Genomic DNA, 24,475 nt, shown 5'->3' with positions numbered 1-24,475 from the left:
AAGTTGTCTTGTAATTGGAGGATATAAAAGATGAAAAACGAGAAAAACATATTGAAGTGGTTTGATAACGAGCTTACAGAGCAAGATATTAAAGATTTGAAACAATCTGAAAGTACTCTTGATAAAATAGCTTTTTATAGCAAACAAATGCAAGCGCCTCAAGTAGATGCGCAAAAAGCATTAACAGCTTTTAAAGAAAGAAAGCTTACTAAAAATGAACCTAAAGTGATTCCGCTTAATTTTAAAATGTTTTTAAGAATTGCTGCTATGTTTGTGGTAATGCTTGCATCTTCTTACTTCTTGTTTTTTAATAATAATGTATCTTTTGAAACACAAATTGCACAAAATGAAACTTTAACCTTGCCCGATAATTCTGAAGTTATTTTAAATGCCGCTTCAAAATTAAAATACAATAAAAAAACCTGGGAAGACAAACGCGATTTAGAATTAGACGGTGAAGCCTTTTTTAAAGTAAGTAAAGGAAAAAAGTTTACCGTATCAACCGATGCTGGAACCGTTCAGGTTTTAGGAACCCAGTTTAATGTGAAAGAACGCGACAATTATTTTGAGGTACAATGCTATGAAGGGTTAGTGAGTGTTACTTTTAATAATGAAACAGTTAAACTTCCTAAAGGGAAAACATTTAGAGTTGTAAATGGTGATATTGAAACAGTTGATGATTTTAATGCAGAAAATCCATCTTGGATGCAGGCAGAGACAAGCTTTGAAAAAATCCCATTAAGTCAAGTTGTAGCTGAACTTGAAAGACAATACAAATTAAAGGTGTCTTTAAAAACGGTTGATGCTTCTCAATTATTCACAGGTACTTTTACGCATAAAGACAAAAATATAGCATTGCAATCAATCACGATTCCTTTAAAACTAAGTTATAGAATAGAAGGTAATCAAGTTACGCTGTATAAATATGAAAAATAATAAATGCATTATTTACATAATTCTATTCGTTGTTAATGTTTGTTTTGCTCAAAATAACGCAGCTAAAAGGCCCCTTACAGAAATAATTGAAGGAGTAGAACAAAAATTTAATGTCAAGTTTTCGTATGCTTTTGATGATGTTGCTAATGTGTTTATAGAGCAACCAAACCCAGAGTTTAGCCTAGAGCAAACCATTACCTACCTTAATTCTAAAACATTATTGAATTTTAAAACTTTGGATAATAGGTATATAACGGTATCGGTTATCGAAAAAGCCATTTCTATTTGTGGCTTTGTGTTCGCTTCTGAAAACAGAGAACCGTTATTTGGAGCTTCAGTAGTCGTGAATAATAGTAAAAAAGGAGCGATTACAAACGAAGGCGGAAAGTTTCAGTTAGATGAAGTCCCACTAAATACCATGATAACTATTTCATATCTAGGATTTAATAGTAGGCAATTTCCGGTACAACAATTCTTTTCTGAAATAGCCAGTTGCAAACAAATTGTTCTAGTTGAAAATAAGGAAGAGTTGAATCAAGTCCTTATAACTAAGTTTTTAACCACTGGTTTTCAAAAACTCATAGATGGAAGCACGGTGTTAAACACCAAAGCATTCGGTATTTTACCCGGGTTAACCGACCCCGATATTCTTCAATCAATTCAAACCTTACCAGGTGTTGAAAGTACTGACGAAAGTATTGCAAATATTAATGTGAGGGGCGGGACTAACGACCAAAATCTAATGCTTTGGGATGGGATAAAAATGTATCATTCTGGGCATTTTTTTGGTTTAATTTCAGCTTACAATCCCAATCTTACCAATAAAGTTGTTGTAACTAAAAATGGAACGAGCAGCGAGTTTAGCGATGGGGTTTCCAGTACTATAAACATGTTTACTAAAAACGAGTTAACAGGGAAGTTTTCTGGTGGTGCTGGTGCGAATTTAATAAATGCCGATGTTTTTTTTGAAATACCTATTACCAAAAAAATAGAGTTTCATATTTCGGGTAGAAGATCCATTACCGATGTTTTTAACACACCAACCTACGATAATTATTTCGATAGAAGTTTTCAGGATAGCGATATTAAAACCAATAGCGAAAACATTGAAAACCAAACTACGACTTCCGATTTTGTGTTTTATGATTACACCGCTAAAATATTATTCGATTTAAACGATAATCATAAGTTTAGAGCTAATGTAATTGGCATCGATAATAATTTAGATTATTATGAAAGTATCACGAATAACAATGAAACCAAATCTAAATTGAGCAATTTAGCTCAAAAAAACTTGGGCTTTGGTGGGCATTGGGTGGCTAATTGGAATTCAAAAATAAGCTCTCATTTTACCGCTTATTATTCAAAGTATAATGTAGATGCCAATGATTACAGAATTGAAAGCGACCAATTATTAACCCAAACCAACGAAGTGTTGGAAACAGGTTTCAAATTTAATACCTATTATAAGCCAAATGATTTTTTAACCATTTTAAATGGTTATCAATTTAACGAAACAGGTATTTTAAACGAAACTTCAGTTACAAAACCATTGTACGATAGAGCAAAAAAAGACGTGTTGTTAAATCATGCATTTTACACACAAGCCCAGTATAACAAAGGTGCTACTTTTTTTAGAATTGGTGTGAGGGCTAATTACTTTCAAAAATTTCAAAAGTCAATAATTGAACCTAGATTGAATGTAAGACAAAAAATATCCAACCAATTTGCCGTAAAACTAGAGGGTGAATTTAAAAACCAATCTGCAACACAAATTGTAGATTTTCAAGACGATTTTTTAGGGGTTGAAAATAGACGTTGGATTTTAGCCAATGAGCAAACAATTCCTATTTCAACAAGTAAACAAGGGTCGTTTGGAATTGATTTTAACCAAAATAATTTAAATATAGATATTACTGGTTTTTACAAAACGGTTGAAGGCATTACAGCAAGCAACCAAGGGTTTTATAATAATTTTCAATATATAAACGCCATTGGGGATTATACGGCAAAAGGACTTGAGTTTTTAGCAAACAAAACCGCTGTTAAATACAGTACTTGGGTAAGTTATACCTATTCCATAAACGATTATAAGTTTGAAACCTTTACACCGTCTATATTTCCAAACAATGTAGATATCAGACATTCTGTTTCTATTGGTTTTAATTATGATGTTTTAGAAAATTTAAAAGTATCGGTTGGTGGTATGTGGCGCTCCGGACAGCCTTACACGTCTCCGGTTGAAGGAAATGAAACAGTGCGTTCGGGAAATGTAACCTATGTGAATTATGGTGCACCTAATAGTAAAAACCTAGATGAATTTAAGCGGTTAGATGCTTCGTTAAGTTATAAGTTTGATGTTTATCAGTCCATTAAAGCCTCTTTAAAGATTGGTGTGTTAAACTTAATGAATACTAAAAATATAATAAATCGTTATTATAAAGTAAACCCCAACGATTCTGAATCTACCATTCAAATAAATAACGCTTCTTTAAGTTTAACTCCAAACATTAGTTTTAGAGTTGATTTTTAGGTGTTCTAAAAATAAATGCCGTTTAAAAGCAAATTTTTACGATTAAATGTTTGTTTGTGTAGTTTTTTATATATATTTGTTGAACCCAAAATTAAAAAAATGAAAAAAATTAGCCTACTTATGTTGTTTTGTATAACAACAATTTCCTCAAAAGCTCAAGACATAGATGCCCTTTTAACGGCAGGTGTGAAAAATGCAGAACGCTTTGCAAACGATTATTTAATGCCAGGAACTAATGGATTAATGCATAGTATGAATGCCAATTGGTTTAATACGGCTGATGCAAAACCATTGGGTGGTTTTGAAATTTCAATAGTTGCGAATGCAGCAAGTATTAAGAATGACCATAAATCTTTTTTAATGAATATAGCTGATTATAATAGTGATCCTGATCAAGATTTTACTGTTGAATTTACAGATCAATCTAGCTCAAAGTTAGTGGCTACTGCATTGGGGGAAAATGATCCTGATATAGATATTATTGTTAGATATGAGGATGCTTTTCTAGGTGAGCAACAGGAAAGAATTACATTGCCTAGTGGTATTGGTTCTGCTAGCGCTAATTTATTGCCAACAGCTTTTATACAAGGAGCCTTAGGATTTGGTAGCGGTATTGAGTTGAAAGCACGTTTTGTACCTAAAATTGATACAGAAGATATAGATTTAAGTATGTATGGAGCTGGGTTACAAGTAGAGTTTACAAAATGGCTGCCTGCAGATAAAATATTACAAGTAGCTGTTTCAGGGTTGGTTGCTTATACGCATTTAGATGGTAGTTATGACTTAACAGATTCTTCTGGTATAAACGGTGATAATCAAAGATTAGAAAATGGTACTAACACTTGGTTGTTCCAGTTAATAGCATCAACAAAATTGCCCGTAATTAACTTTTATGGTGGTGTTGGTTATATTAAAGGGAAATCAGAGTCTGATTTATTGGGGACATACACGGTGTCCAATGGACCTTTATTTTCTCAAACGATTACCGATCCATTTTCTGTTTCAAGTGAAGTTTCATCTGTTAGAGGAACTTTAGGAACAAAATTAAAATTAGGTTTTTTTAGATTGAATGCTGAATACCATTTGGCAGAATTTAATGCCTTTTCCGTTGGTATCAATTTTGGGTTTAGATAATCCTTAGTTTTTCAAGAAAATTTTTAATGAATTCGAAATATATAATTGTTTAGTTTTAGTTAGTTTTAATAATGTTTAGTTAATTGAAAAGTGCGAGATTTAATCTTGCACTTTTTTTATTTAGTGTATTTTAATTCGTAATTTAGCATGCTTAAAAGCATATAAGTTAACCTTTTGAAGTTTGTAAATGCAAATTTGTATCCTTAAAAGGAAAATATATCAAACAACTAAAAAATTATTAAAAACTAAAAAATGAAAGTAACAGTAGTAGGTGCAGGAGCAGTAGGCGCAAGTTGTGCGGAGTATATTGCCATTAAAAATTTCGCTTCAGAAGTTGTTTTATTAGACATTAAAGAAGGCTATGCAGAAGGTAAAGCTATGGATTTAATGCAAACAGCTTCATTAAATGGTTTTGGTACCAAAATAACAGGTATCACAAACGATTATAGCAAAACAGCTAATAGCGATGTTTGTGTAATAACTTCAGGAATTCCTCGTAAACCAGGAATGACTCGTGAAGAATTAATCGGTATCAATGCAGGAATTGTTAAATCTGTGTCTTCAAGCTTGATTGAATTCTCTCCAAAAACAATAATTATCGTAGTAAGTAACCCTATGGATACGATGACTTATTTAGTTCACAAATCTACTAAGTTACCAAAGAATAAAATTATTGGTATGGGTGGAGCTTTAGATTCTGCACGTTTCAAATACAGATTAGCTGAAGCTTTAGGTGGGCCTATTAGCGATGTAGATGGTATGGTAATTGGTGGTCATAGTGATACTGGTATGATTCCTTTAACACGTTTGGCAACTAGAAATGGTGTGCCAGTTTCAGAATTTTTAAGTGAAGAAAGATTAAACCAAGTTTTAGAAGATACCAAAGTTGGTGGTGCTACATTAACCAAATTATTAGGTACTTCAGCATGGTATGCTCCAGGAGCAGCGGTATCTGGAATGGTTCAAGCCATTCTTTGCGATACAAAAAAAGTATTCCCTGTTTCAGCGTTGTTGGAAGGTGAATATGGATATAATGATATTTGTCTTGGTGTACCAGTAGTTTTAGGTAAAAATGGTATTGAAGAGATAATAAACATCAATTTAAACGATGCCGAAAAAGCAACTTTTGAAGAAAGTGCAAAAGGTGTTAAAGCTGTTAACGATTTATTGTAAAATATAAGATTAAGAATCTTAAAATTAAAAGTGCCTAAAGTTGTGGTTAAAGCTTCAAGTTTAGGCACTTTGCTTTTTTAGGGCTTTCAACTTTCAAATTAAAATATAAAAGTTGTTAAAATATAACCTAAAATCATATATTTGGCGCATGAAGGCAAAATGGTGCATTAGTGCTTTAATTTTTATTTTTACTTTATTGGGTGTTGCAAGTCACCAACAAGTTCCAGTGCCTAATCAGGAAATTGTATTGCAATTTGCCCAACTAGACGCCTCATCTAACCAAGCCCAAAACACCATTGCCATTGTTAAAAAGCAATTACAGAACATTGGTGTTAATAACATTCAAGTAGAAGAACAAGCCGCAGGTAGCTATAAAATTTCATATTATAGCAATACAGACGTAGCCCATGTTAAAAAAATACTTTCTGAAGAAAAAGAATTAGCATTGGGGGTTTTAACTTCCAATAGAAATGAAAAGCCAGCTAAATTCCCTTTAAAAGATCAATCTAGCCCATACAATTTAGATGTATTTGAAATTCATAAACAAGATGCAAATACAGGTTTTGGCGGGACATGTGGTTTAGAACTAAAATACGATTACAACCGTTTTTTTATTCCTATTGCATCGGTTCCAGCTAATGAAAATGATGTTGAAAATATAGAGCAACTTGAAAAAGAAGCTTATAAATTTCAAAAGAATGTTGCACTTACAATAGATAATACGTCTCACAAAATTCCTGAAGTTAGGGCAGGACCTAACTGTTAAGGAATTTTCTTTCCAAAGAATAAGATCTCACAGGTTTTTAAACCTGTGAGATCTCAAAAAAAAATAGTTTAAAAACTATAATCATCCATAATTTATAATCATAAAAAATAATTGTCAAGTTACTGGTAAATTTTATATTTGCTCGGTTTAAAAAAATTGACTAAAAAAAATCATAATGCAAAACAAAGGACTCGTAAAGTTATTTGCTATTTTGTTTGGTTTGGTAAGTATTTACCAATTATCATTCACATTTAAAGCAAATCAAATAGAAGATGCTGCTAAAGAAGTAGCGATTAACAAAATTCCAGAATCAGATCCAGATTATCGCGCAAAGCGAAGTGCCGAAGAGGCAAACTATCTGCAATCGGTAGCTACAGATACTGTATTTAACATTGGTATTGCTAAATTCACTTACAACGATGTGAAGGCAAAGGCAATGAATTTAGGCCTTGACTTAAAAGGAGGTATCAACGTTATTCTTCAGGTTTCTGTAAAGGATATCTTAAAAGGATTGGCTAACAATACTAAAAACCCTGTATTTAATAAAGCTTTAAATGATGCAGCAGAGCTTCAAAAAAATAGTCAAAACACCTATTTAGAAGATTTTTTCATTTCATTTGATAAAATTAAGGGTGATACTAAATTAGCGTCTCCAGATATATTTTATACCAAAGCATTAGATGGTGAGATTGAAGGTAGCATGTCTGATGATGAAGTTAAAACAATAATCAGAACAAAAATTGATGAATCAATCGTTTCGGCTTTTGAAGTATTGCGTAAGCGTATTGATGAGTTTGGGGTAACATCTCCAAATATTCAACGTTTAGGAACTTCTGGTCGTATTTTAGTAGAATTACCAGGTGTTAAAGATGTAGAACGTGCTACAAGTTTACTTCAAAGTACCGCACAATTAGAGTTTTGGGATGCTTACAAGGGGGAACAATTTTTTAACTTTTTAGCACAAGCTAATGATGTTTTAAAAGAAACTGCTGAGGTTGAAAAAGATTCACTCAATGCAGAACCTCAAGATGAAGAAAATGCACAAGATTCTACTATTGACGATCTTTTAGGTGAAGCAGCAACCGATTCTACAGCTGTAAAAACCGTAAACCCTATTTTCGATTTAATTCGCGGACAAGGTTACCAAGGTGGGCCGGTTATCGCACAATTCGAAATTAAAGACAAAGCAAAAGTTCTTAATTATTTAAATGCACCTAAAGTAAGAGCATTGCTTCCTGTTGAAATGCGTTATGCTAAGTTTGCTTTCGGTAAGCCAGAAAAAGATAGTGAAATAGTAGATTTATATGCTTTAGTTGGTAATAGGGATAATATTCCACAATTAAGTGGTGCTGTTGTAACAGATGCACGAAACGATTTTAGTCAAACCAATAAGCCAACAGTATCTATGCAAATGAATGCTAAAGGTGCTAAGATTTGGGAAGAAATGACTGGGAAGGCATATGCTCAAGGCAGTCAAATAGCTATTGTTTTAGATAACGTTGTATATTCTGCTCCAGGTGTAACTACCGGACCTATTTCTGGAGGAAATTCAGAAATTTCAGGAAACTTTACATTAAATGAAGCTGTCGATTTAGCCAACGTACTACGTGCAGGTAAATTACCAGCTTCTGCTGATATTATTCAAAGTGAAGTTGTTGGTCCATCATTGGGTCAAGAAGCTATTGATAGCGGTACCATGTCGTTTATGATAGCTTTAGCTTTGGTATTGGTTTGGATGATACTTTATTACGGTAAAGCCGGTGGTTTTGCTGATATTGCCATGATTTTAAATATATTATTAATCTTTGGTATTTTATCGGGCTTAGGAGCCGTTTTAACATTGCCTGGTATTGCAGGTATCGTACTTACTATTGGTATGTCGGTTGATGCGAACGTAATTATTTTCGAACGTATTCGAGAAGAAATAGCCAAAGGTAAGGGACAAAAAGAAGCGATTCAAGATGGATTTAGTAATGCCTTGTCATCTATTTTAGATGCCAACATTACTACAGGTTTAACTGCTTTAATCTTATTTATTTTTGGTACAGGTCCAATTAAAGGTTTTGCTACTACTTTGTTAATTGGTATTGGTACATCTTTATTTACAGCCATTTTTATTACCAGATTATTAGTTGATTGGTATGTAAACAAAGGAGGAAAATTAGAGTTCTCTACAGCAATTACTAAAAACTTATTCAGAAACTTAAGTATAGAGTTCTTAAAGAAACGTAAAATTGCTTATATCATTTCTGGAGCATTTATTTTAGTGAGTTTAGGTTCTTTATTTACAAATAGTTTAGATCAAGGGGTCGATTTTGTTGGAGGTAGAACCTACCAAGTGCGTTTCCCGCAAGACGTTAGTGCCTCAGAAATAACAGCTACATTAGTAGGTGCTTTTGGTAGTGCCGATGCTAAAACGTTTGGGGATGCAAATCAGTTAAAAATTACCACTAAATACAAAGTAAATGAGTCTGGTTCTGAAATTGATGAATCTATAAGAAAAACACTTTATACCACATTGCAACCACATTTGGAAGGTCTATCCTATGAGGATTTTATTAACGAATCAGATGGTAAGTCTGTTGGTTTAATGAAATATTATAAAGTAAGTCCAACAATTGCCGATGATATTAAACAAGCATCTTTTTGGGCAATTTTAGGTTCTTTGATAGTTGTATTCCTTTATATTTTATTCCGTTTCAAAAAATGGCAATTCTCGTTAGGCGCAGTTGCGGCAGTTTTTCATGATGTATTAATCGTGCTGGGTGTATTCTCATTAACCTACAAGTTTATGCCTTTTAGTATGGAAATTGACCAAGCATTTATTGCCGCTATATTAACGGTAATTGGATATTCGTTAAACGATACCGTAATTGTATTCGATAGGGTAAGAGAGTATTTAAATGAGCATACCACTTGGGATTTTGAAAAAGTAGTAGATGTATCGTTAAGCAGTACGTTGGGAAGAACTTTAAATACATCGTCCACAACATTGGTTGTTTTATTGTCAATCTTTATTTTTGGTGGCGAATCCATCAGAGGGTTTATGTTCGCATTAATAGTGGGTATCGTAGTAGGAACCTACTCATCATTATTCATTGCAACACCTTTAATGTACGACACAATCGATAAAGCAAACAAAAAAATAAAGAAAGACTAACTCAAATTATTTCTTTATAACAAGAAGCCTATCGTCTTTAGATTGATAGGCTTTTTTGCGTTTTGGGCATTCCCATCCCGATAGCTATCGGGAGGTTAGGTTTTCAGCCATATCTTTTTAAAACGTTATTGAGGACAAAGGACGAAGCAACTTGTTAATTATTTAGCACACCCATGGTTATTGCATAGCATTTTTAAAAAGATTAAGCATGTCAACAGATATTCGAAATGCATTAATCCCTAACCATATTCCATTTTTAAACCAAAACCCGTTCAATTATATTATATATAGTTCCATCAAATAATCAATAATTTACTTTTAAATGGATATACAACAAAGTAATTAATTATATATTTTTGATACAGATTTTAATGTTTCAAATCATTCATTCAAACCATATTTATTTCCTGTGAAAACACAACAACCCTTGAGCAAAAACTTTCTTTTTGTATCGCGTTGGGGCGAATCTTTAGATATTATAAACACTATTAAATTAGAAGGGCATGATGTTAAAATGTTCATTGAAGATAAGGCCTCAAAAGAGATAGGTTATGGTTTTGTGAAAAAAGTAGCCCAATGGGAAAAGCACATAGATTGGGCTGATATTATTGTTTTTGATTATACCGGTTATGGTAAAATAGCCAGCAAATTAAGAGCTTCAGGAAAATTGGTAATTGGAGGTACAGAATATACCGATAATTTAGAGTTAGATAGAAATTTTGGTCAATCTGAATTGCAAAAACACAAAATAAAAGTTATACCATCAAAAGAATTTACCTCCTTTGGTGATGCTATAAAATATATTGAAGCCTACCCAAACACTTATGTAATAAAACCTTGTGGCGAAACCCAAGAACTCAAACAACTCTTGTTTGTTGGTAGTGATGATGAAGGTTTAGATGCCATTCGGGTTTTAAAAGCCTATGAAAAATCTTGGGGTAACGATTTTGGTAACTTTCAATTGCAAAGAAAAGTAAAAGGTGTTGAGGTGTCCATTGCGGCTTTTTTTAATGGTAACGAATTTATTTATCCTATCAACATCACCTTCGAACATAAAAAACTCTTTCCTAAAGAATTAGGTGTTTCTACGGGAGAAATGGGTACTAGTATGTTTTGGACCAAAGATTCGCCTATTTTTGAAACCACTTTATTAAAATTTCAAAGTACACTCGCCAAACATAACTTTATAGGTCATATTGATATTAACTGCATTGTAAATGGCCATGGCATTTATCCGTTAGAGTTTACATCTCGGTTTGGTTATCCTCAAATTTTTATCCAACGAGCTGGTATTAACGAGCCTATGGGTGAATTGTTTTTAAAATTAGCAGAAAAAAAGAAATTCAAAATCAATGTTAAAAAAGGATTTCAGGTTGGCGCTTTTATTGTTGTGCCACCGTTTCCTTATGAAGACAAAAAAACATTTAACTTGTTTTCTAAAGATGCCGTCGTGGTATTTAAAAAAAACGGAAAAGAAGGCGTACACCCCATGCACTTAAAAAAAGTAAACGACGAATGGTTAATTACAGGTAATACAGGTATTGCTGTTTTAGTTACAGGCACAGGAAATACTATGAAAGATGCCCAAAAAATGATGTATAATAGAATTAACAATGTTATAATTAACAACGGCTATTACCGCACCGATATAGGCGACCGTTGGACTGAAGATTCCGATAAACTTTGGTCGTGGGGTTTGTTGTAACTTAATTTTATTGCTAAAATGACTTTTAAACTCTGTACAGAAGTTTCAGGATTTTTTAAAATTTTGCCCAAAGATTGGCAAAGTGGCATTGTGCCTTTTTGGGAAAGCTATAAAGTAACTACCAAATGCTATGTGCTTTTAGAAAATAACCAAATAATTGCCGGTGGTTTGGTGTTTTCAACCTGCCCTCCAGATATGTTATATGCTCAAAATGAATCAAATACATGGCTTCATAAAGGGTACTTGTATTTGGGTTTTATTTATGTTATTAAAGAAAGAAGACAACAAAACTTGGGTTCACTTTGGTTGAATGAGTTAAAAACGATGCATCCAAAACAAAACTATTGGCTAACAATTGAAGATTTAAGGTTAGATGCCTTTTATGTAAAAAATGGATTTGAGCGCATAAAACCTTTAAACAATAATGGAGTAGAGGAGGTGCTTTATGTTTTTGAAGCTTTATTATAATTAATTTATCTTATTGTAGCATTAACAAATACTTGTTGTCAAAGTTTTGATTATTGCTTAGTAGTTGTAACTTTGAGATAATGAAAAAATGAGATAATGAAACTTCCATTATGATGTCTCGATACAAAAAGAGAACAATTATTTATATTGGAAGTAACATGTGACCAATAAAATGCAAATAATATAAACACATGAAATTAGTATTGTCACCAGCAAAGTCGCTCGATTTTGAAACTAAGTTGCCTATATTACAACATACAGAACCGCAATTTTTAGACCAGTCGGAGCGATTAAATAAATTACTTAAAAGAAAATCGGCAAAAAGTTTATCGAAACTTATGAGTATTTCAGATGCTTTGGGACAATTAAATTATCAGCGTAACCAACAGTGGCAATTACCCTTCACACAAGATAATGCTAGACCTGCTATGTATGCTTTTAGCGGAGAAGTTTATAGAGGTTTAGATGCTTACACAATTCCGAAAGAAAAAATTGAAACGCTACAACATACGGTACGCATCCTCTCTGGCTTATACGGCTTATTAAAACCTTTAGATTTAATTCAACCATATCGATTGGAAATGGGCACTAAATTTCCTGTTGGAAAAAGCAAAAACCTTTATGCCTTTTGGCAAAAAACTATTGCTAAAGCTTTAAATGAGGAACTGGAAGATGGTGAGTTGTTTTTAAACCTAGCAAGTAACGAATACTTTAAAGCCATCGATGTTAAAGTGTTAAAAGTACCTGTAATTACTGCTAATTTTAAAGATTTTAAAAACGGTGAATATAAAATGATTATGACCTTTGCTAAACAGGCACGTGGTTTAATGGCACGATATGTTATAGATACCAATGCAAAAACTATAGACGGTATTAAAGGGTTTAATTATGAGGGTTATAATTTTAGCGAACCAATGTCTACCGAAACAGAATTGGTTTTTATAAGATAAGCTTATGCCGTATTATTTAATTTTATTACTTCAGGGTTATTGTATTTACCATGCGTATAAATATAGGAATTCATATTATTGGTATTTTTTAATCATGTTTTTACCCGTTATTGGTTGTGTTATTTACTTAATAACCCAAGTTTATAATAAACGGGATGCGGAAAGAATTCAAGAAGAGATCGTGTCAGTTATCAATCCAACTAAAAAAATTAAAGATTTAGAACAGCGTCTTCAATTTACTGAGACTTACGAAAACAGAGTTAATTTAGCAGATGCTTTATTGGATATTAAGGAATATAAAAAAGCCATACCGCATTATTTAGAGGCGTTAGAGGATAGTTCTCAAAACGATTTTTACGTTACTAATAAATTAATAGAAGCTTATTTTGATATAGAAGATTATAATAAAGTAATTCTATATGCTGAAAAAATTCGAAATCAATTTGAATTTAAAAAATCGAGAGCACAATTTTTATATGGATTAGCTTTAGAAAAGTTAGATGATTTTGAAGAAGCAGAATCAAATTTAAGGAAAATTGATATTCGTTATTCTTTTTATAATGAGCGTTTAGTACTCGCTAAATTTTTAATAGGTAGAGATAAGACACCTGATGCTAAAGATATATTAGAAGAAATCATTATTGAATCTCAAAACATGACACGTCCTAATAGACGCATTTACCAGGGTACTATTCAAGAGGTTAAAAAACTTTTGGCAGAACTTAATCAATAGTCATTAATTTGGAATGGCTTTTTTATCAATACTAATTTTGCTTTCAAGTGAGGGTTTCTTTTTTATTCTAGGGCGTCTAGCTCCAAAAGTGCCTCTGTTTATTTTACCACGTTTTGTTTTTTTATCTCCTTTTCCCATAATTTCTCGTATTTTTAATAGTCTTAAATTACAAAAATTCATATTAAAATCAAAGTAAAGTTGTTTAAACATAAACATCCATATCAACCATTTATACAGCCAGATACTACTAAGCTAATTGTTGGTACACTGCCGCCACCGCGTTTTTCAATGGGCAAACTATTAGAAAAAGATGTCGATTTTTGTTATGGAAGTTACTATAACTCTCTGTGGTTGTTTATAGATAAAATTCATAATCTCAATTTAAAATATGACAACTCTCAACAAGCAATCGATGAACGTAAATCATTTTTAATAGATCATAAAATTGGTGTTTGTGATATTGTTGAAAGTTGTGAACGTGATAAAATTGATGCCTCTGATTTGGGGATGAAAAACATAAGACTTAGAAATTTATTTGGGTATTTAAAAAAATATCCAAACGTTGATACACTTTTATTTACTGGTGGAAACAGTAAAAATGGACCGGAATATTTCTTTAGAAAACATCTTAAGGACTTTGGATTAAAGTTAGAAGTTATTTCTTCTGAAGTACCCAGAATTCATCAATTTGAATTAGCAGATAGTTTTAGCTGTGTTAAAACATCCACTAGAATCGTAAAAACTGTTTCATTAACTTCGGGTTCTGGTGCTGCTAATATCTCAATAAGTAAGCTGCCATTGTATAAACAATTAAAGGCTAAAAACTCTCAATTTAGCACATTCGATTTTAGAGTGATGCAGTATAAAGAATTTTTTTAAAGACTTTTGTTGAATGAAATTTTAAGTAAAATATTTATTTACTATAATCAATACTGTCTCCAACTGAAAGCGACCAAGAATCTACCAAACCCGCATTAACCTCTAAAACATATTTAGCAGGTACGTTTGATGGTAACGAAGTTTCATCAAAAGGTTTGGCGTTTTTCTGAAAACTTACAATTTTAAAAGTATCATTTATATAAATAATGTCTAAAGATATTTTAGTGTTTTTCATGTAGAAATAACGTTTGGTTACATCATCAAAAACAAACAGCATCCCTTGGTTTTTTTTCATGGAGTCTCGATACATTAACCCTGTTTGAATGTCAAAGTCGGTATCTGCTATTTCAATGTCTAAATTTATTTTGGTAGAATCGGTTAATTTAAAAATAGTAAGCTCGCCTTCTTTTTTAAATGAAATATCTGTTTGTGTGATGGTTTTTTTGTCTTTTTTACAAGCAAAAGTGCTTAAAACTACAATAGAAACTAATATAACGTGTTTAAAAAACATTTTATTTAACAGTGGTTTTTGGTTTGTAAACAAACATAAAATACAAACCAATAAGTATAAATGGAATACTTAGCCATTGCCCTGTATTTAATCCAGACCAATTAATATATTCTTCACCTTGTGGTTCTTTTACAAATTCTACAAAGAAACGAACGGTCCATAACAGAATTAAAAACAAACCGAAAAGAAATCCTGTTTGTTCTCTTTTTGTTGTTTTAGAATAGAAATACCACAAAATTAAAAACACAAAAATATAGCAGAACGATTCGTATAATTGTGCAGGATGACGGTAAGGAACGGCATTTAATAACTCTGCAAATTGAGGATTATCGGTAACGGCATTATACGCTTTTTGAACATCATTAATACCAGTTAATTGTACAATTTGACTTTTATAATATTCATCTTGAATAAAACGAACGCCAAAATAAGAATCGGTAGTTTTTCCAATAATTTCAGAATTTATAAAGTTTCCAATTCTAATAAAAATAGCACCCGAAGCGACTGATATAACTACACGGTCTAAAATCCAAAGTAGCGATTTGTAATTGTATTTTTTTCGATATAAGTACATGCCAATAATAATGCCAATAGCAGCACCATGGCTGGCAAGACCTTGAAATCCTGTAAATTCAAAACCCCCTTTAAATTTAAAAGGCAGGAAAATGCTGAAAAAATCTTCAGAGATTAACTCCGATTGATAAAATAATACATGCCCCAAACGCGCACCAATCATGGTTGCTAAAACAGTATAAACAAATAAGGGGTCTAAATATTCTAACGAAACTTTTTCTTTTGTGAAAATACGTTTCATAATGTACCATCCAAAAACAAAAGCAACCACCCACATAAGGCTATAAAAGTGTAATTTGAAATTTCCAATAATCTCGATACCTGTTAGGGGGTTCCAATCAAATTTTAATAGGTACATAAGGTTGTGATTTTCAGTGTTTAATTAGTATGTTTTCTTTAATTTACTTTTGGATTTCTAAAATTTCTACTTCAAAAATTAAATTGGTTTTTGGAGGGATGGCTCTGTTTCCTGTTTCTCCATACCCTAAATGGTAAGGAATGAATAGCGTTGCTTTGTCGCCTACACGCAATTGTTGCAAGCCTTCTTTAAAGCCCGCAATCATTTGTGCTTTAGGGCTTAAATCGGCCACTATGGGCTGGTATTGATTTGCCTCTTTCCGGTGGTCATTTACAATGCCAAATGTTTCAGCTATTTCTAATTTATTGGTGTCGAGTATTTTTCCATCTTCAAAATACAAGGTATAATTAGTTAAAACTTTACTGCTTTCTTTTAAATTTTCACCGGTACCTTTCTCGGTAATGGTATATTTTAAACCAGAAGCTAAAGTGGTAGCCTGTTCTTGTTGGTTACTAAATTTAGCTTTTGTGGCGTTTAAAAGTGCTTCGGCTTTAGCAATTTTTTCTTTTTCAAGTTTTTCAGCTTTAGCAAAATGATCTATAAAAATATTTGGTGCATCAAAATTTTTAGCGGCTGCCCCTTTTTTTATAATGTTTAGCTCTTTTATAACAATATCTTCAATAGGTTTATTACCCGGTCCTGTTTTTGCATTCGAAATGCTATCTTGAATATCTAGACCAATTATAAGTTCGCCAAAAACCGAATGACGATTATCTAGATGTGGTTTTGGGATTTCTGTTATAAAAAACTGACTCCCATTGGTTTTGGGTCCCGAATTTGCCATAGACAAAATGCCTGGTTTGTCATGTTTTAAATCGGGGTGAAATTCATCTAAAAATTTATAACCTGGACTTCCCGAACCAGTACCAGTTGGGTCTCCACCTTGGATCATAAAACTATCAATAACACGATGAAAAATGGTGCCATTATAAAACTTTTTTCCTTTATAAGCACTATCCACCATCGTATTGGTGCCTTCGGCTAGCGATACAAAATTGGCAACGGTAATTGGAGTTTTATTAAATGCTAATTTAGCAACCATAGTGCCTTTTGAGGTAATAAACTCTGCATAGATACCATCTTCAAGGTCTGGATATTGAGCTTTGCAAGATGTAATGGCTATTAATAATGTAATAAATAAGACTTTAAAAGAATTTTTGAATGGGGTCATTACTAATTTGTTTGATTTTGGGTAATAGAGTTTATGGTAACTTCACAAATTAAAGGCATGTTGCTTCCTATCTTATTTTCGTCGCCATAATAACCATATGCTTTTTGAGATGGAAATAAAAAGGTAGCCGTTTCTCCCGTTTTTAAAAGTTTTAAACCTTCCCGAAGTCCTGTAAATAGCTCTTCTCTATCCATAACATAGTTTTGGGTTTTAAGGGCTTCTTTAGAATATATTAAACCCCCATTTAGTGATTTTACATTGTAATTGTAGTTTACGATGTCTCCAAACTTAGGAGTTTCTAAAGAATCAATTTCAACTTTAGTATTGTAGTAGTACCAAAACCCACTTTCTGAAGCTATATAATTATTCTCTTTGTGTAGCTTCATTATTTTTTGAATTTGAGATTGTTCTTGGGCATATAGTTTTTTATTTCGCTCTACTGAAGCGTTAATAAAAGAACCAGAACTCACCGAGACAGGACGTCTGGCTTCGGGTTGTTTACAGCTAATAAAAGCTAGTAAAATAACAATTATTAAATATAGTTTATTCATTGTTTAGGGCTTTATTATAACTAGGCAATATACTAATAAATTTTTCAACGGTATCTTTTAAAGATAAATGGCTCTTTCCACCAGCAGCATTTATATGACCGCCACCTTCAAAATGTGCTCTAGACATTTCGTTTACCGAAAAGGAGCCTTTTGAACGCAATGATATTTTTATTATGCCTTCTTGTTTGTCTTCTATAAAAATAGCTGCTAAAACTATATTTTCTAATGATAAACCATAATTTACAACGCCTTCCGTATCGCCTTTTTTGTAATCGTATCGGTTTAGCTCTTCTTGAGAAAGTGTTATGTATGCAGTTCTAGATTCTGGAATGACTTTTAAATTTGTTAAAGCACAGCCCAATAGTTGCAAACTTTTGTAGCTATTGGTATTATAAATGTTATTGTGAATTTCAGAACCATTAGCACCTTTATCAATTAAATCGGCTATAATCCTATGGGTTTTACTGCTAGTTGAAGGAAATCTAAACGAACCAGTATCTGTCATAATGCCTACGTATAAACAGGTAGCAATGTTGAAGTCGATACCATTTGAATCATCCAACATACCAATAAAATGGTACACCATTTCACAAGTAGAGCTCATGCTTACGTCGCTAAAAATGTATGTTGCATAATCGTCTGGTGATTGGTGGTGGTCAATCATTATTTTAATGGCTTTACTAGCAGCTAAAACAGATTCCATATTTCCTGCTCTGTGTAACGCATTAAAATCTAGGGTAAAAATAATATCTGCCTCATTAATTAAATGATCGCAGGCTTTTGTTTGAGAATCGTGTTTTAATATATGTTGTTCCCCTGGAATCCATTTTAAAAAGCTAGGATAATCATTAGGAGTTATAATTTGCACTTGGTGATTGTTTTTTATAAGATAATGGTAGAGTCCTAAAGTAGAACCAATAGCATCACCATCGGGGTTTTTATGAGGTACAATTACTATTTTTTTAGGGTTTGATAATAACTGTTTAATATTCGAGATATCTTGTTTATTCATAGAGGACGAAGATACAATTTTTTTAAAATTGACAGACTTGTTTTTATTGATAAATACCTTACTTTTGCAGCAAAATTACTAGAGGTTTGTTAGTTTGTTTTCTGAAAAGTTATTTTTTAATATTTCATGAAAATCTATTTATCAAATTATTATAACTGAATAAAATCAAAATAAGACAATGGCAACAAATAGAACATTTACAATGCTAAAACCAGATGCTGTAGAAAAAGGGCATATTGGAGCAATATTAGAGAAAATTTCAGCTTCAGGATTTAGAATTGTTGCAATGAAATTAACACAAATGACCACTAAAGACGCTCAAACTTTTTACGCGATACATAACGAGCGTCCGTTTTTTGTAGATTTAGTTGAATATATGACACGTGGTCCAATAGTAGCAGCCATTTTAGAAAAGGATAATGCGGTTGAAGATTTTAGAACCTTAATTGGTGCTACAAACCCTGCTGATGCTGCCGATGGTACTATTAGAAAATTATTTGCAGATTCTATAAGTGAAAATGCGGTTCATGGAAGTGATAGTGGTGAAAATGCTGCTATTGAAAGTGCTTTTCATTTTTCTGGAAGAGAGATGTTTTAAAGCTTCATAAACTTTATAAATAGAAAATCCCGTAACCATGTTGCGGGATTTTTTGTGTCTTTAAAAAAAAATTAAATAGTAGAAATAAAAAATGTTTTAAATTTTTTATTTGGTTGCCCATTTTCATGGGAATGACAATTTTATTGGGATCCTTGAGATAGAATATCAAGGTGTTTTTCTCAATTAAATTACTTTTACATTTACTGCGTTTAATCCTTTTTTGCCTTCTTTTAGTTCAAATTCAACTTCGTCGCCTTCACGAACTTCGTCAATTAAACCTGAAATGTGAACAAAATGCTCTTTTTTCGAACCGTCTTCAACTATAAAACCAAATCCTTTGGCATCGTTGAAAAATTTTACTGTTCCTTTACTCATACTTTAAATTATTAAATTAATAGTATAAATGTAATGTAAAAAATTATTAAAAAAAAAATGTTTTTCTTAGAAAGTTAATAAAAACAAAAAAGTCTATCAAAATGATTGATAGACTTTTAATGTAATTGTTAAAGTATATGTATTAGATTACTTTTACGTTTACGGCGTTTAATCCTTTTCTACCTTCTTGTAGATCGAATTCAACTGCATCACCTTCACGAATTTCATCGATAAGTCCTGAAATGTGTACGAAATGTTCTTTGTTGTTGTCATCTTCAGTGATGAATCCAAAACCTTTAGAATCATTGAAGAATTTTACGTTACCTTTACTCATGTTATAAATATTAAATATTAATTACTTCAAAAGTACCGCTAAATATCATAGCAAATCATGTATTTTACGTTTATTTTGATTTTTAAAGTTAAATCCAACAAAAAAGTCTATCAAATTGATTGATAGACTTTTAATGTAATTGTTAAAGTATATGTATTAGATTACTTTTACGTTTACGGCGTTTAATCCTTTTCTACCTTCTTGTAGATCGAATTCAACTGCATCACCTTCACGAATTTCATCGATAAGTCCTGAAATGTGTACGAAATGTTCTTTGTTGTTGTCATCTTCAGTGATGAATCCAAAACCTTTAGAATCATTGAAGAATTTTACGGTACCTTTACTCATTGTAATTTATTTATAAAAATTTAAGGGACAAAGGTAGTATAATTTTTTACACATCGATGGTTTTTTGTGTTTTTTTTACTTTATGTTTAAATATGTAATTATCTTAGAATCAATTTTTTAATAATTTCTTTTCCCAATTCTTCATTAAGCATGGTTATTATTTTTTCCTTTCCGTAACTTAATTCTTCTCGTAAAACACTCGAGTTAAGTTGTACATAAAGCGTGTCGCGTTCTAAATTTACAGCGGTGGTGTAGTTGTTAACGCCATTGCCCATAAGGTTTGCCCAAGCATCGGCTACATTTACTTTGTTTAAGCCTTTTTCCAGTTTATTGGTTTCAACAAATTCTTTTAATGCGTCCGAGATGCTTATATGTTCGTTGTTGCGTTTTGCCATATTACTAATTCTTATTCTTAGTTTTAATGATAATTATTCCGCTATTAGAATCTTTTTTGAAATTTTTGAGATTTACTTTTTTAATTGTTTGATTTTCTAACTGATCGTCTAGTTTGTCAAAAAAATCCAGTTTCAAAAGTTCATCATTTAAGTAGATTTTAAAATTGGTATATTCTATGTTATTTTTTAATATTAAAGATTTTAATTTTTTGCTATAAACAGATAATTCGTTGAACCATCTATTGGCAACATAATGTTTTGAACAAATAAAAATAATGCCATTTTTGGCTTTTTCTCCATATTTACTAATAAATTCATCAAGATCAGTTTTGTAAACTGTTAATTCTTGAATTGTATTCGGGTCGATGGAATTTAATTCTTTAGAAGATTTTATGATTTTATCATCAAATATCATTAATGGTTGATTTTCAAACCTGACACTTTCTTTGATTGATTCTTGCTTAGAAATTGAATCGTTATCAGGTATGTTTTGTCCAAATGATTTAGTGATATATATATTAAAAGATATTAATAGCAGAAGTATCAAAAGCTTCATGATTATGGTTTTAAAATTTAAATTATTGGTCTTTAATTAAACGATTATTTTTTATAAATAGATTATTTTATTCACCAAAAGAGCGTGAAACTCATTATAGCTTAAAAATCTCATAAGACTGATGTACTTGTTTCACAGCATTTTCCGTTCGTTCTGCATGGGTGTCGCTTATAAAAAGCTGTCCGAAATCTTCATTGTCAACTAATTTAATTATTTGAGCCACTCTATTTTCATCTAATTTATCAAAAATATCATCAAGTAGAAGGATGGGATTCACATTGCTTTGTGCTTTTATAAAATCGAATTGCGCCAATTTTAAAGCTATTAAAAACGATTTTTGTTGTCCTTGACTTCCAAACTTTTTAATAGGATGCCCCTCTATATTAAAATGTAAATCATCTTTATGGATGCCCACACTTGTATATTGTAAGGTTTTATCTTTATTAATATTTTTTTGTAACAGCGTGGTTAAATTATCTTCAAACAAATCGCTATGGTAGTTTAGTTCAACAGCTTCGTTGCCATTGCTAATCGCTTCATAACGTGCTTTAAAAATGGGAATAAATGTTTTTAAAAAAGCATCTCGTTTTTCAAAAATAACCGTTCCAAAGTCGTTTAATTGTGTATTGTAAACATCTAATGTGTCTTTGTTAAAGGTATGGTTTAGAGCGAAATACTTTAAAAGCGCGTTACGTTGTGCTAGTATTTTATTATAACTAATTAGGTTGCTTAAGTAAGTTTTGTCGCTTTGCGAAATAACACTGTCTATAAATTTTCGGCGGGTATCGCTGCCTTCAATAATTAAATCCCTATCGGCTGGCGAAATAATAACTAGCGGCAAAAAGCCTATGTGTTCACTGAATTTTTCATAAGGTTTGCCATTGCGCTTAATCACTTTGGTTTGTCCGCGTTTTAAGCTAATAACTACTTTTTCGGTTTTACTGTCTTTTTCGTAATCGCCATTAATTACAAAAAAATCTTCATCGTGCTTTATATTTTGAGTAGCAACTGGGTTAAAATAACTTTTTCCAAAGGATAAATGATAAATAGCATCCAAAACATTTGTTTTTCCAATACCATTATTACCAACAATACAATTTATTTTTTCGCTGAAAATGAACGACTTACTATCGAAATTCTTATAATTGAGTAATGAAAGTGATTTTAAAATCATAAAAAAGTTAACTTAAACGGTACACAGAAGATGCAACTCTTTAAAAGGATGTGCAAATTATTGAAAAATATCAAATAAATACCCTTTTAGTTCTGAAGAAAAATTATATTTTTGCGGCGCATTAATTTTAGACCACATACATGGCAACTTATAATAAAAGAGGATACAAACCTAAAACAAAAGAAGAAAAGGTAGAGGAAGTAGAGCAACATTCTACTACGGCCGAAGTTTTTAATACACTTGATGAATCTGCATCTAAAACAGAGGATTTTGTTGCAAAGAATCAAAAATACATTTTTATTATAATAGGTATTGTTGCTGTAGTTGTTTTAGGCTATTTAGGTTACAACGAGTTTGTATCTAAACCAAAGCAAGTAACAGCGATGAACGATATGTTTCAAGCTCAAAAATACTTTAATGATGCTGTAAACGGTACTGCCAAAGATTCACTTTACACCTTGGCTTTAAAAGGTGGTGAAGGTAAATTTGGTATGTTGGATATAATTGAAGAGCATGGTGGAACACCATCTGCTAACTTAGCCAATTATTATGCAGGAACTGCTTATTTGCATTTAAAGGATTATAAAAAAGCCATTGAACATTTAAGTAATTTTAAAAGTGAGGATGAAATATTGGCACCTTTAGCTAAAGGAAACATAGGTGATGCATTTGCACAGTTAAATCAATCTGAAGATGCTTTGGATTATTATGAGCAGGCTGTAGAATTACGTAATAATGAATACACAACACCCATGTATTTGTATAAAGCAGGTGCTATTGCTTTAGATTTAGGTAAAGCCGATAAAGCACTTACTTATTTTAATAGAATTAAAGATGAGTTTCCAAATTCGTCTGAAGCGGGAACCATAGACGTGTTTATAGGGAAAGCTCAGGTATTGGCAAATAAATAATATGGCTACGGCAAACAAAAATTTATCAGATTACGATAAAACAACAATCCCAAATGCGAACAAGTTTCGGTTTGGGATTGTTGTTTCAGAATGGAACGATACCATAACAGAAGGTTTATACAAAGGTGCTTATGACGCACTTATAGAAAACGGTGCGTTGCCTGGTAATATTATCCGTTGGGATGTTCCTGGGAGTTTCGAGCTTATCTACGGAAGTAAAAAAATGCAACAGCAAATGGTAAATGCCGTTATTGCTATTGGTTGTGTTATTCAAGGTGAAACCAAACATTTCGATTTTGTTTGCGAAGGTGTCACTCAAGGTATTAAAGACCTAAATGTATTGCACGAAACACCTGTGATTTTCTGTGTACTTACCGATAATACCATGCAACAATCCATAGACCGTTCGGGAGGTATACATGGGAACAAAGGTACAGAAGCCGCTATTGCTGCAATTAAAATGGCTGAACTGCGTAAAAACAGTTAGTAAAAAAACAATTTTAAAATTCAAATTCCAATAAAGTATTGTTATACGGTATGGAATTTGAATTTGTTTTTTTGGAATTTTTTAGCTTTTCAATCTTCGGTTTCTGCCTATTTTTAAGTATTTTTGAGGTATAAGAACGTATTCACTTTGTTGAAACCGCACAAACATAAAACCTTTAATTACCAATCCTTTTTTTCAAAAGAAAAGAGATCAGATAGTAACTTAGATGACTCTAAGAAGATAGACTTTGTTTCTAAGTGGAAACGTAACAGTGAAACAAGCCGAAAAGTAAAAGGCGCTATGCCAATACGAACACTCATCATAGTTTTGGTATTATTATTGATTTGCATGTATTTGTTAGAAAAGAAATACATGTAACCAAAAACTTAGAAATTATGGGAATTTTTAAAACGCGAAAAAACAAAAAATTTAGCTACACACCACGTTATTTTGACGATAAAGGTGAAGGCAATCCGTTTGAAATTAAACATAAATTTGACGAGCATAGAAAAACCGTTGGAGGAAATGTAGGTTTTAAAACAAAACTAAATAACGCTTTAGACGATCTAAAAAACAACCCAGATAAAAAAGCTGATAGGCGTATTTTAATTATTATAGCGGTGCTGGTTTTTATATTTTTACTAATCATCGAATTTGATTTATCTATATTCTTTTCTAAATAAT

The 24,475-nt window shown here is 31.8% G+C and carries 27 protein-coding genes; 15 read left to right on the top strand and 12 right to left on the bottom strand.

The window, feature by feature from the left end:
- The first annotated feature begins 30 nt into the window (after positions 1–30).
- The 10 genes from VP395_RS04240 (at position 31) to VP395_RS04195 (ending at position 13,558) form a co-directional block, all read left to right on the top strand.
- Entirely contained in the window at positions 31–936 is a 906-nt protein-coding gene (locus tag VP395_RS04240) for a FecR family protein (RefSeq protein WP_346240481.1), read from the top strand.
- Positions 926–3,469 carry a TonB-dependent receptor gene (locus VP395_RS04235; RefSeq protein ID WP_346240480.1) on the top strand — a complete coding sequence of 848 codons (2,544 nt, stop codon included), beginning with the start codon at positions 926–928 and terminating at the stop codon, positions 3,467–3,469. The genes VP395_RS04240 and VP395_RS04235 overlap by 11 nt, the downstream gene beginning before the upstream one ends.
- Before the next feature lie 99 nt (positions 3,470–3,568).
- Entirely contained in the window at positions 3,569–4,603 is a 1,035-nt protein-coding gene (locus tag VP395_RS04230) for a DUF6588 family protein (RefSeq protein WP_346240479.1), read from the top strand.
- A gap of 252 nt (positions 4,604–4,855) precedes the next feature.
- Positions 4,856–5,776 (top strand): malate dehydrogenase, encoded by a 921-nt coding sequence (mdh, locus tag VP395_RS04225; protein ID WP_346240478.1) that lies wholly within the window; start codon positions 4,856–4,858, stop codon positions 5,774–5,776.
- A gap of 148 nt (positions 5,777–5,924) precedes the next feature.
- On the top strand, positions 5,925–6,542 hold the full coding sequence (locus tag VP395_RS04220) for a hypothetical protein (protein ID WP_346240477.1): 618 nt from the start codon (positions 5,925–5,927) through the stop codon (positions 6,540–6,542).
- 175 nt (positions 6,543–6,717) lie between these two features.
- Positions 6,718–9,702: a protein translocase subunit SecDF gene (gene secDF, locus VP395_RS04215; RefSeq protein WP_346240476.1), complete on the top strand. Its 2,985-nt coding sequence runs from the start codon at positions 6,718–6,720 to the stop codon at positions 9,700–9,702.
- A gap of 409 nt (positions 9,703–10,111) precedes the next feature.
- Positions 10,112–11,407, top strand: coding sequence for a phosphoribosylamine--glycine ligase (locus VP395_RS04210; protein ID WP_346240475.1), 1,296 nt, complete (start codon positions 10,112–10,114; stop codon positions 11,405–11,407).
- An 18-nt stretch (positions 11,408–11,425) separates the two neighbouring features.
- Positions 11,426–11,875, top strand: coding sequence for a GNAT family N-acetyltransferase (locus VP395_RS04205; protein WP_346240474.1), 450 nt, complete (start codon positions 11,426–11,428; stop codon positions 11,873–11,875).
- A 191-nt stretch (positions 11,876–12,066) separates the two neighbouring features.
- Complete coding sequence (yaaA, locus tag VP395_RS04200) at positions 12,067–12,825, top strand: peroxide stress protein YaaA (protein ID WP_346240472.1); 759 nt, start codon at positions 12,067–12,069, stop codon at positions 12,823–12,825.
- A 94-nt stretch (positions 12,826–12,919) separates the two neighbouring features.
- Positions 12,920–13,558, top strand: coding sequence for a hypothetical protein (locus tag VP395_RS04195; RefSeq protein WP_346240471.1), 639 nt, complete (start codon positions 12,920–12,922; stop codon positions 13,556–13,558).
- 3 nt (positions 13,559–13,561) lie between these two features.
- On the opposite strand, the gene VP395_RS04190 is transcribed toward VP395_RS04195, so the two are convergent.
- Entirely contained in the window at positions 13,562–13,696 is a 135-nt protein-coding gene (locus tag VP395_RS04190; protein WP_346240470.1) for a 30S ribosomal protein THX, read from the bottom strand.
- A 60-nt stretch (positions 13,697–13,756) separates the two neighbouring features.
- Here VP395_RS04190 and VP395_RS04185 point away from each other — a divergent pair, with 60 nt between their 5' ends.
- Positions 13,757–14,437 (top strand): uracil-DNA glycosylase family protein, encoded by a 681-nt coding sequence (locus tag VP395_RS04185; protein WP_346240469.1) that lies wholly within the window; start codon positions 13,757–13,759, stop codon positions 14,435–14,437.
- 34 nt (positions 14,438–14,471) lie between these two features.
- On the opposite strand, the gene VP395_RS04180 is transcribed toward VP395_RS04185, so the two are convergent.
- Genes VP395_RS04180 through VP395_RS04160 form a run of 5 tightly spaced genes read right to left on the bottom strand, consistent with a single transcriptional unit; the run spans position 14,472 to position 18,613 of the window.
- Complete coding sequence (locus tag VP395_RS04180; RefSeq protein ID WP_346240468.1) at positions 14,472–14,948, bottom strand: DUF192 domain-containing protein; 477 nt, start codon at positions 14,946–14,948, stop codon at positions 14,472–14,474.
- Position 14,949: 1 nt separating this feature from the next.
- Entirely contained in the window at positions 14,950–15,879 is a 930-nt protein-coding gene (lgt, locus tag VP395_RS04175) for a prolipoprotein diacylglyceryl transferase (protein ID WP_346240467.1), read from the bottom strand.
- Positions 15,880–15,922: 43 nt separating this feature from the next.
- Complete coding sequence (locus VP395_RS04170) at positions 15,923–17,050, bottom strand: peptidylprolyl isomerase (RefSeq protein ID WP_346240466.1); 1,128 nt, start codon at positions 17,048–17,050, stop codon at positions 15,923–15,925.
- Positions 17,051–17,052: 2 nt separating this feature from the next.
- Positions 17,053–17,601, bottom strand: a complete 549-nt coding sequence (gldI, locus tag VP395_RS04165; protein ID WP_346240465.1) for a gliding motility-associated peptidyl-prolyl isomerase GldI — start codon at positions 17,599–17,601, stop codon at positions 17,053–17,055.
- The gene (locus VP395_RS04160) at positions 17,594–18,613 is read right to left on the bottom strand and encodes a DHH family phosphoesterase (RefSeq protein WP_346240464.1); all 1,020 of its coding nucleotides are present in this window, start codon (positions 18,611–18,613) and stop codon (positions 17,594–17,596) included. Before VP395_RS04160 ends, gldI begins: the two co-directional genes overlap by 8 nt.
- A gap of 178 nt (positions 18,614–18,791) precedes the next feature.
- Between VP395_RS04160 and VP395_RS04155 the strand changes: the two genes are divergently transcribed.
- Entirely contained in the window at positions 18,792–19,211 is a 420-nt protein-coding gene (locus tag VP395_RS04155; RefSeq protein ID WP_346240463.1) for a nucleoside-diphosphate kinase, read from the top strand.
- A 183-nt stretch (positions 19,212–19,394) separates the two neighbouring features.
- Here VP395_RS04155 and VP395_RS04150 read toward each other — a convergent pair whose 3' ends face one another.
- From VP395_RS04150 to recF, 6 genes are all read right to left on the bottom strand, one after another.
- On the bottom strand, positions 19,395–19,586 hold the full coding sequence (locus VP395_RS04150) for a cold-shock protein (RefSeq protein ID WP_117175436.1): 192 nt from the start codon (positions 19,584–19,586) through the stop codon (positions 19,395–19,397).
- A 142-nt stretch (positions 19,587–19,728) separates the two neighbouring features.
- The gene (locus VP395_RS04145) at positions 19,729–19,920 is read right to left on the bottom strand and encodes a cold-shock protein (protein ID WP_346240462.1); all 192 of its coding nucleotides are present in this window, start codon (positions 19,918–19,920) and stop codon (positions 19,729–19,731) included.
- 156 nt (positions 19,921–20,076) lie between these two features.
- Positions 20,077–20,268, bottom strand: a complete 192-nt coding sequence (locus VP395_RS04140) for a cold-shock protein (RefSeq protein ID WP_034044451.1) — start codon at positions 20,266–20,268, stop codon at positions 20,077–20,079.
- Between the two features lie 98 nt (positions 20,269–20,366).
- Positions 20,367–20,663: a DciA family protein gene (locus tag VP395_RS04135; protein ID WP_346240461.1), complete on the bottom strand. Its 297-nt coding sequence runs from the start codon at positions 20,661–20,663 to the stop codon at positions 20,367–20,369.
- Between the two features lie 4 nt (positions 20,664–20,667).
- A complete protein-coding gene (locus tag VP395_RS04130; RefSeq protein ID WP_346240460.1) occupies positions 20,668–21,219 on the bottom strand; it encodes a hypothetical protein in 552 nt (183 codons plus the stop codon).
- Positions 21,220–21,313: 94 nt separating this feature from the next.
- On the bottom strand, positions 21,314–22,393 hold the full coding sequence (gene recF, locus VP395_RS04125) for a DNA replication/repair protein RecF (protein WP_346240459.1): 1,080 nt from the start codon (positions 22,391–22,393) through the stop codon (positions 21,314–21,316).
- 140 nt (positions 22,394–22,533) lie between these two features.
- Between recF and VP395_RS04120 the strand changes: the two genes are divergently transcribed.
- The 3 genes from VP395_RS04120 to VP395_RS04110 all read left to right on the top strand — a co-directional run bounded on the left by VP395_RS04120 (position 22,534) and on the right by VP395_RS04110 (position 24,474).
- Positions 22,534–23,304, top strand: coding sequence for a tetratricopeptide repeat protein (locus VP395_RS04120; RefSeq protein ID WP_346240458.1), 771 nt, complete (start codon positions 22,534–22,536; stop codon positions 23,302–23,304).
- 1 nt (position 23,305) lies between these two features.
- Entirely contained in the window at positions 23,306–23,791 is a 486-nt protein-coding gene (gene ribH, locus VP395_RS04115; RefSeq protein ID WP_346240457.1) for a 6,7-dimethyl-8-ribityllumazine synthase, read from the top strand.
- Positions 23,792–24,186: 395 nt separating this feature from the next.
- Positions 24,187–24,474, top strand: a complete 288-nt coding sequence (locus VP395_RS04110; protein WP_346240456.1) for a riboflavin synthase subunit beta — start codon at positions 24,187–24,189, stop codon at positions 24,472–24,474.
- Position 24,475: the final 1 nt, after the last annotated feature.

The organism is Mariniflexile soesokkakense (assembly GCF_039650365.1).
Classification (GTDB): Bacteria; Bacteroidota; Bacteroidia; order Flavobacteriales; family Flavobacteriaceae; genus Mariniflexile; species Mariniflexile soesokkakense.
Note: the sequence above shows the minus strand (reverse complement) of the source record. Positions and strands in the feature narration are given on the sequence as shown.

Coding starts and splice junctions, on each gene's coding strand:
- VP395_RS04240 (WP_346240481.1), top strand. CDS start 31: ATGAAAAACGAGAAAAACATATTGAAGTGGTTTGATAACGAGCTTACA.
- VP395_RS04235 (WP_346240480.1), top strand. CDS start 926: ATGAAAAATAATAAATGCATTATTTACATAATTCTATTCGTTGTTAAT.
- VP395_RS04230 (WP_346240479.1), top strand. CDS start 3,569: ATGAAAAAAATTAGCCTACTTATGTTGTTTTGTATAACAACAATTTCC.
- mdh (WP_346240478.1), top strand. CDS start 4,856: ATGAAAGTAACAGTAGTAGGTGCAGGAGCAGTAGGCGCAAGTTGTGCG.
- VP395_RS04220 (WP_346240477.1), top strand. CDS start 5,925: ATGAAGGCAAAATGGTGCATTAGTGCTTTAATTTTTATTTTTACTTTA.
- secDF (WP_346240476.1), top strand. CDS start 6,718: ATGCAAAACAAAGGACTCGTAAAGTTATTTGCTATTTTGTTTGGTTTG.
- VP395_RS04205 (WP_346240474.1), top strand. CDS start 11,426: ATGACTTTTAAACTCTGTACAGAAGTTTCAGGATTTTTTAAAATTTTG.
- yaaA (WP_346240472.1), top strand. CDS start 12,067: ATGAAATTAGTATTGTCACCAGCAAAGTCGCTCGATTTTGAAACTAAG.
- VP395_RS04195 (WP_346240471.1), top strand. CDS start 12,920: ATGTTTTTACCCGTTATTGGTTGTGTTATTTACTTAATAACCCAAGTT.
- VP395_RS04190 (WP_346240470.1), bottom strand. CDS start 13,696: ATGGGAAAAGGAGATAAAAAAACAAAACGTGGTAAAATAAACAGAGGC.
- VP395_RS04180 (WP_346240468.1), bottom strand. CDS start 14,948: ATGTTTTTTAAACACGTTATATTAGTTTCTATTGTAGTTTTAAGCACT.
- lgt (WP_346240467.1), bottom strand. CDS start 15,879: ATGTACCTATTAAAATTTGATTGGAACCCCCTAACAGGTATCGAGATT.
- VP395_RS04170 (WP_346240466.1), bottom strand. CDS start 17,050: ATGACCCCATTCAAAAATTCTTTTAAAGTCTTATTTATTACATTATTA.
- gldI (WP_346240465.1), bottom strand. CDS start 17,601: ATGAATAAACTATATTTAATAATTGTTATTTTACTAGCTTTTATTAGC.
- VP395_RS04160 (WP_346240464.1), bottom strand. CDS start 18,613: ATGAATAAACAAGATATCTCGAATATTAAACAGTTATTATCAAACCCT.
- VP395_RS04155 (WP_346240463.1), top strand. CDS start 18,792: ATGGCAACAAATAGAACATTTACAATGCTAAAACCAGATGCTGTAGAA.
- VP395_RS04150 (WP_117175436.1), bottom strand. CDS start 19,586: ATGAGTAAAGGAACAGTAAAATTTTTCAACGATGCCAAAGGATTTGGT.
- VP395_RS04145 (WP_346240462.1), bottom strand. CDS start 19,920: ATGAGTAAAGGTAACGTAAAATTCTTCAATGATTCTAAAGGTTTTGGA.
- VP395_RS04140 (WP_034044451.1), bottom strand. CDS start 20,268: ATGAGTAAAGGTACCGTAAAATTCTTCAATGATTCTAAAGGTTTTGGA.
- VP395_RS04135 (WP_346240461.1), bottom strand. CDS start 20,663: ATGGCAAAACGCAACAACGAACATATAAGCATCTCGGACGCATTAAAA.
- VP395_RS04130 (WP_346240460.1), bottom strand. CDS start 21,219: ATGAAGCTTTTGATACTTCTGCTATTAATATCTTTTAATATATATATC.
- recF (WP_346240459.1), bottom strand. CDS start 22,393: ATGATTTTAAAATCACTTTCATTACTCAATTATAAGAATTTCGATAGT.
- VP395_RS04120 (WP_346240458.1), top strand. CDS start 22,534: ATGGCAACTTATAATAAAAGAGGATACAAACCTAAAACAAAAGAAGAA.
- ribH (WP_346240457.1), top strand. CDS start 23,306: ATGGCTACGGCAAACAAAAATTTATCAGATTACGATAAAACAACAATC.
- VP395_RS04110 (WP_346240456.1), top strand. CDS start 24,187: ATGGGAATTTTTAAAACGCGAAAAAACAAAAAATTTAGCTACACACCA.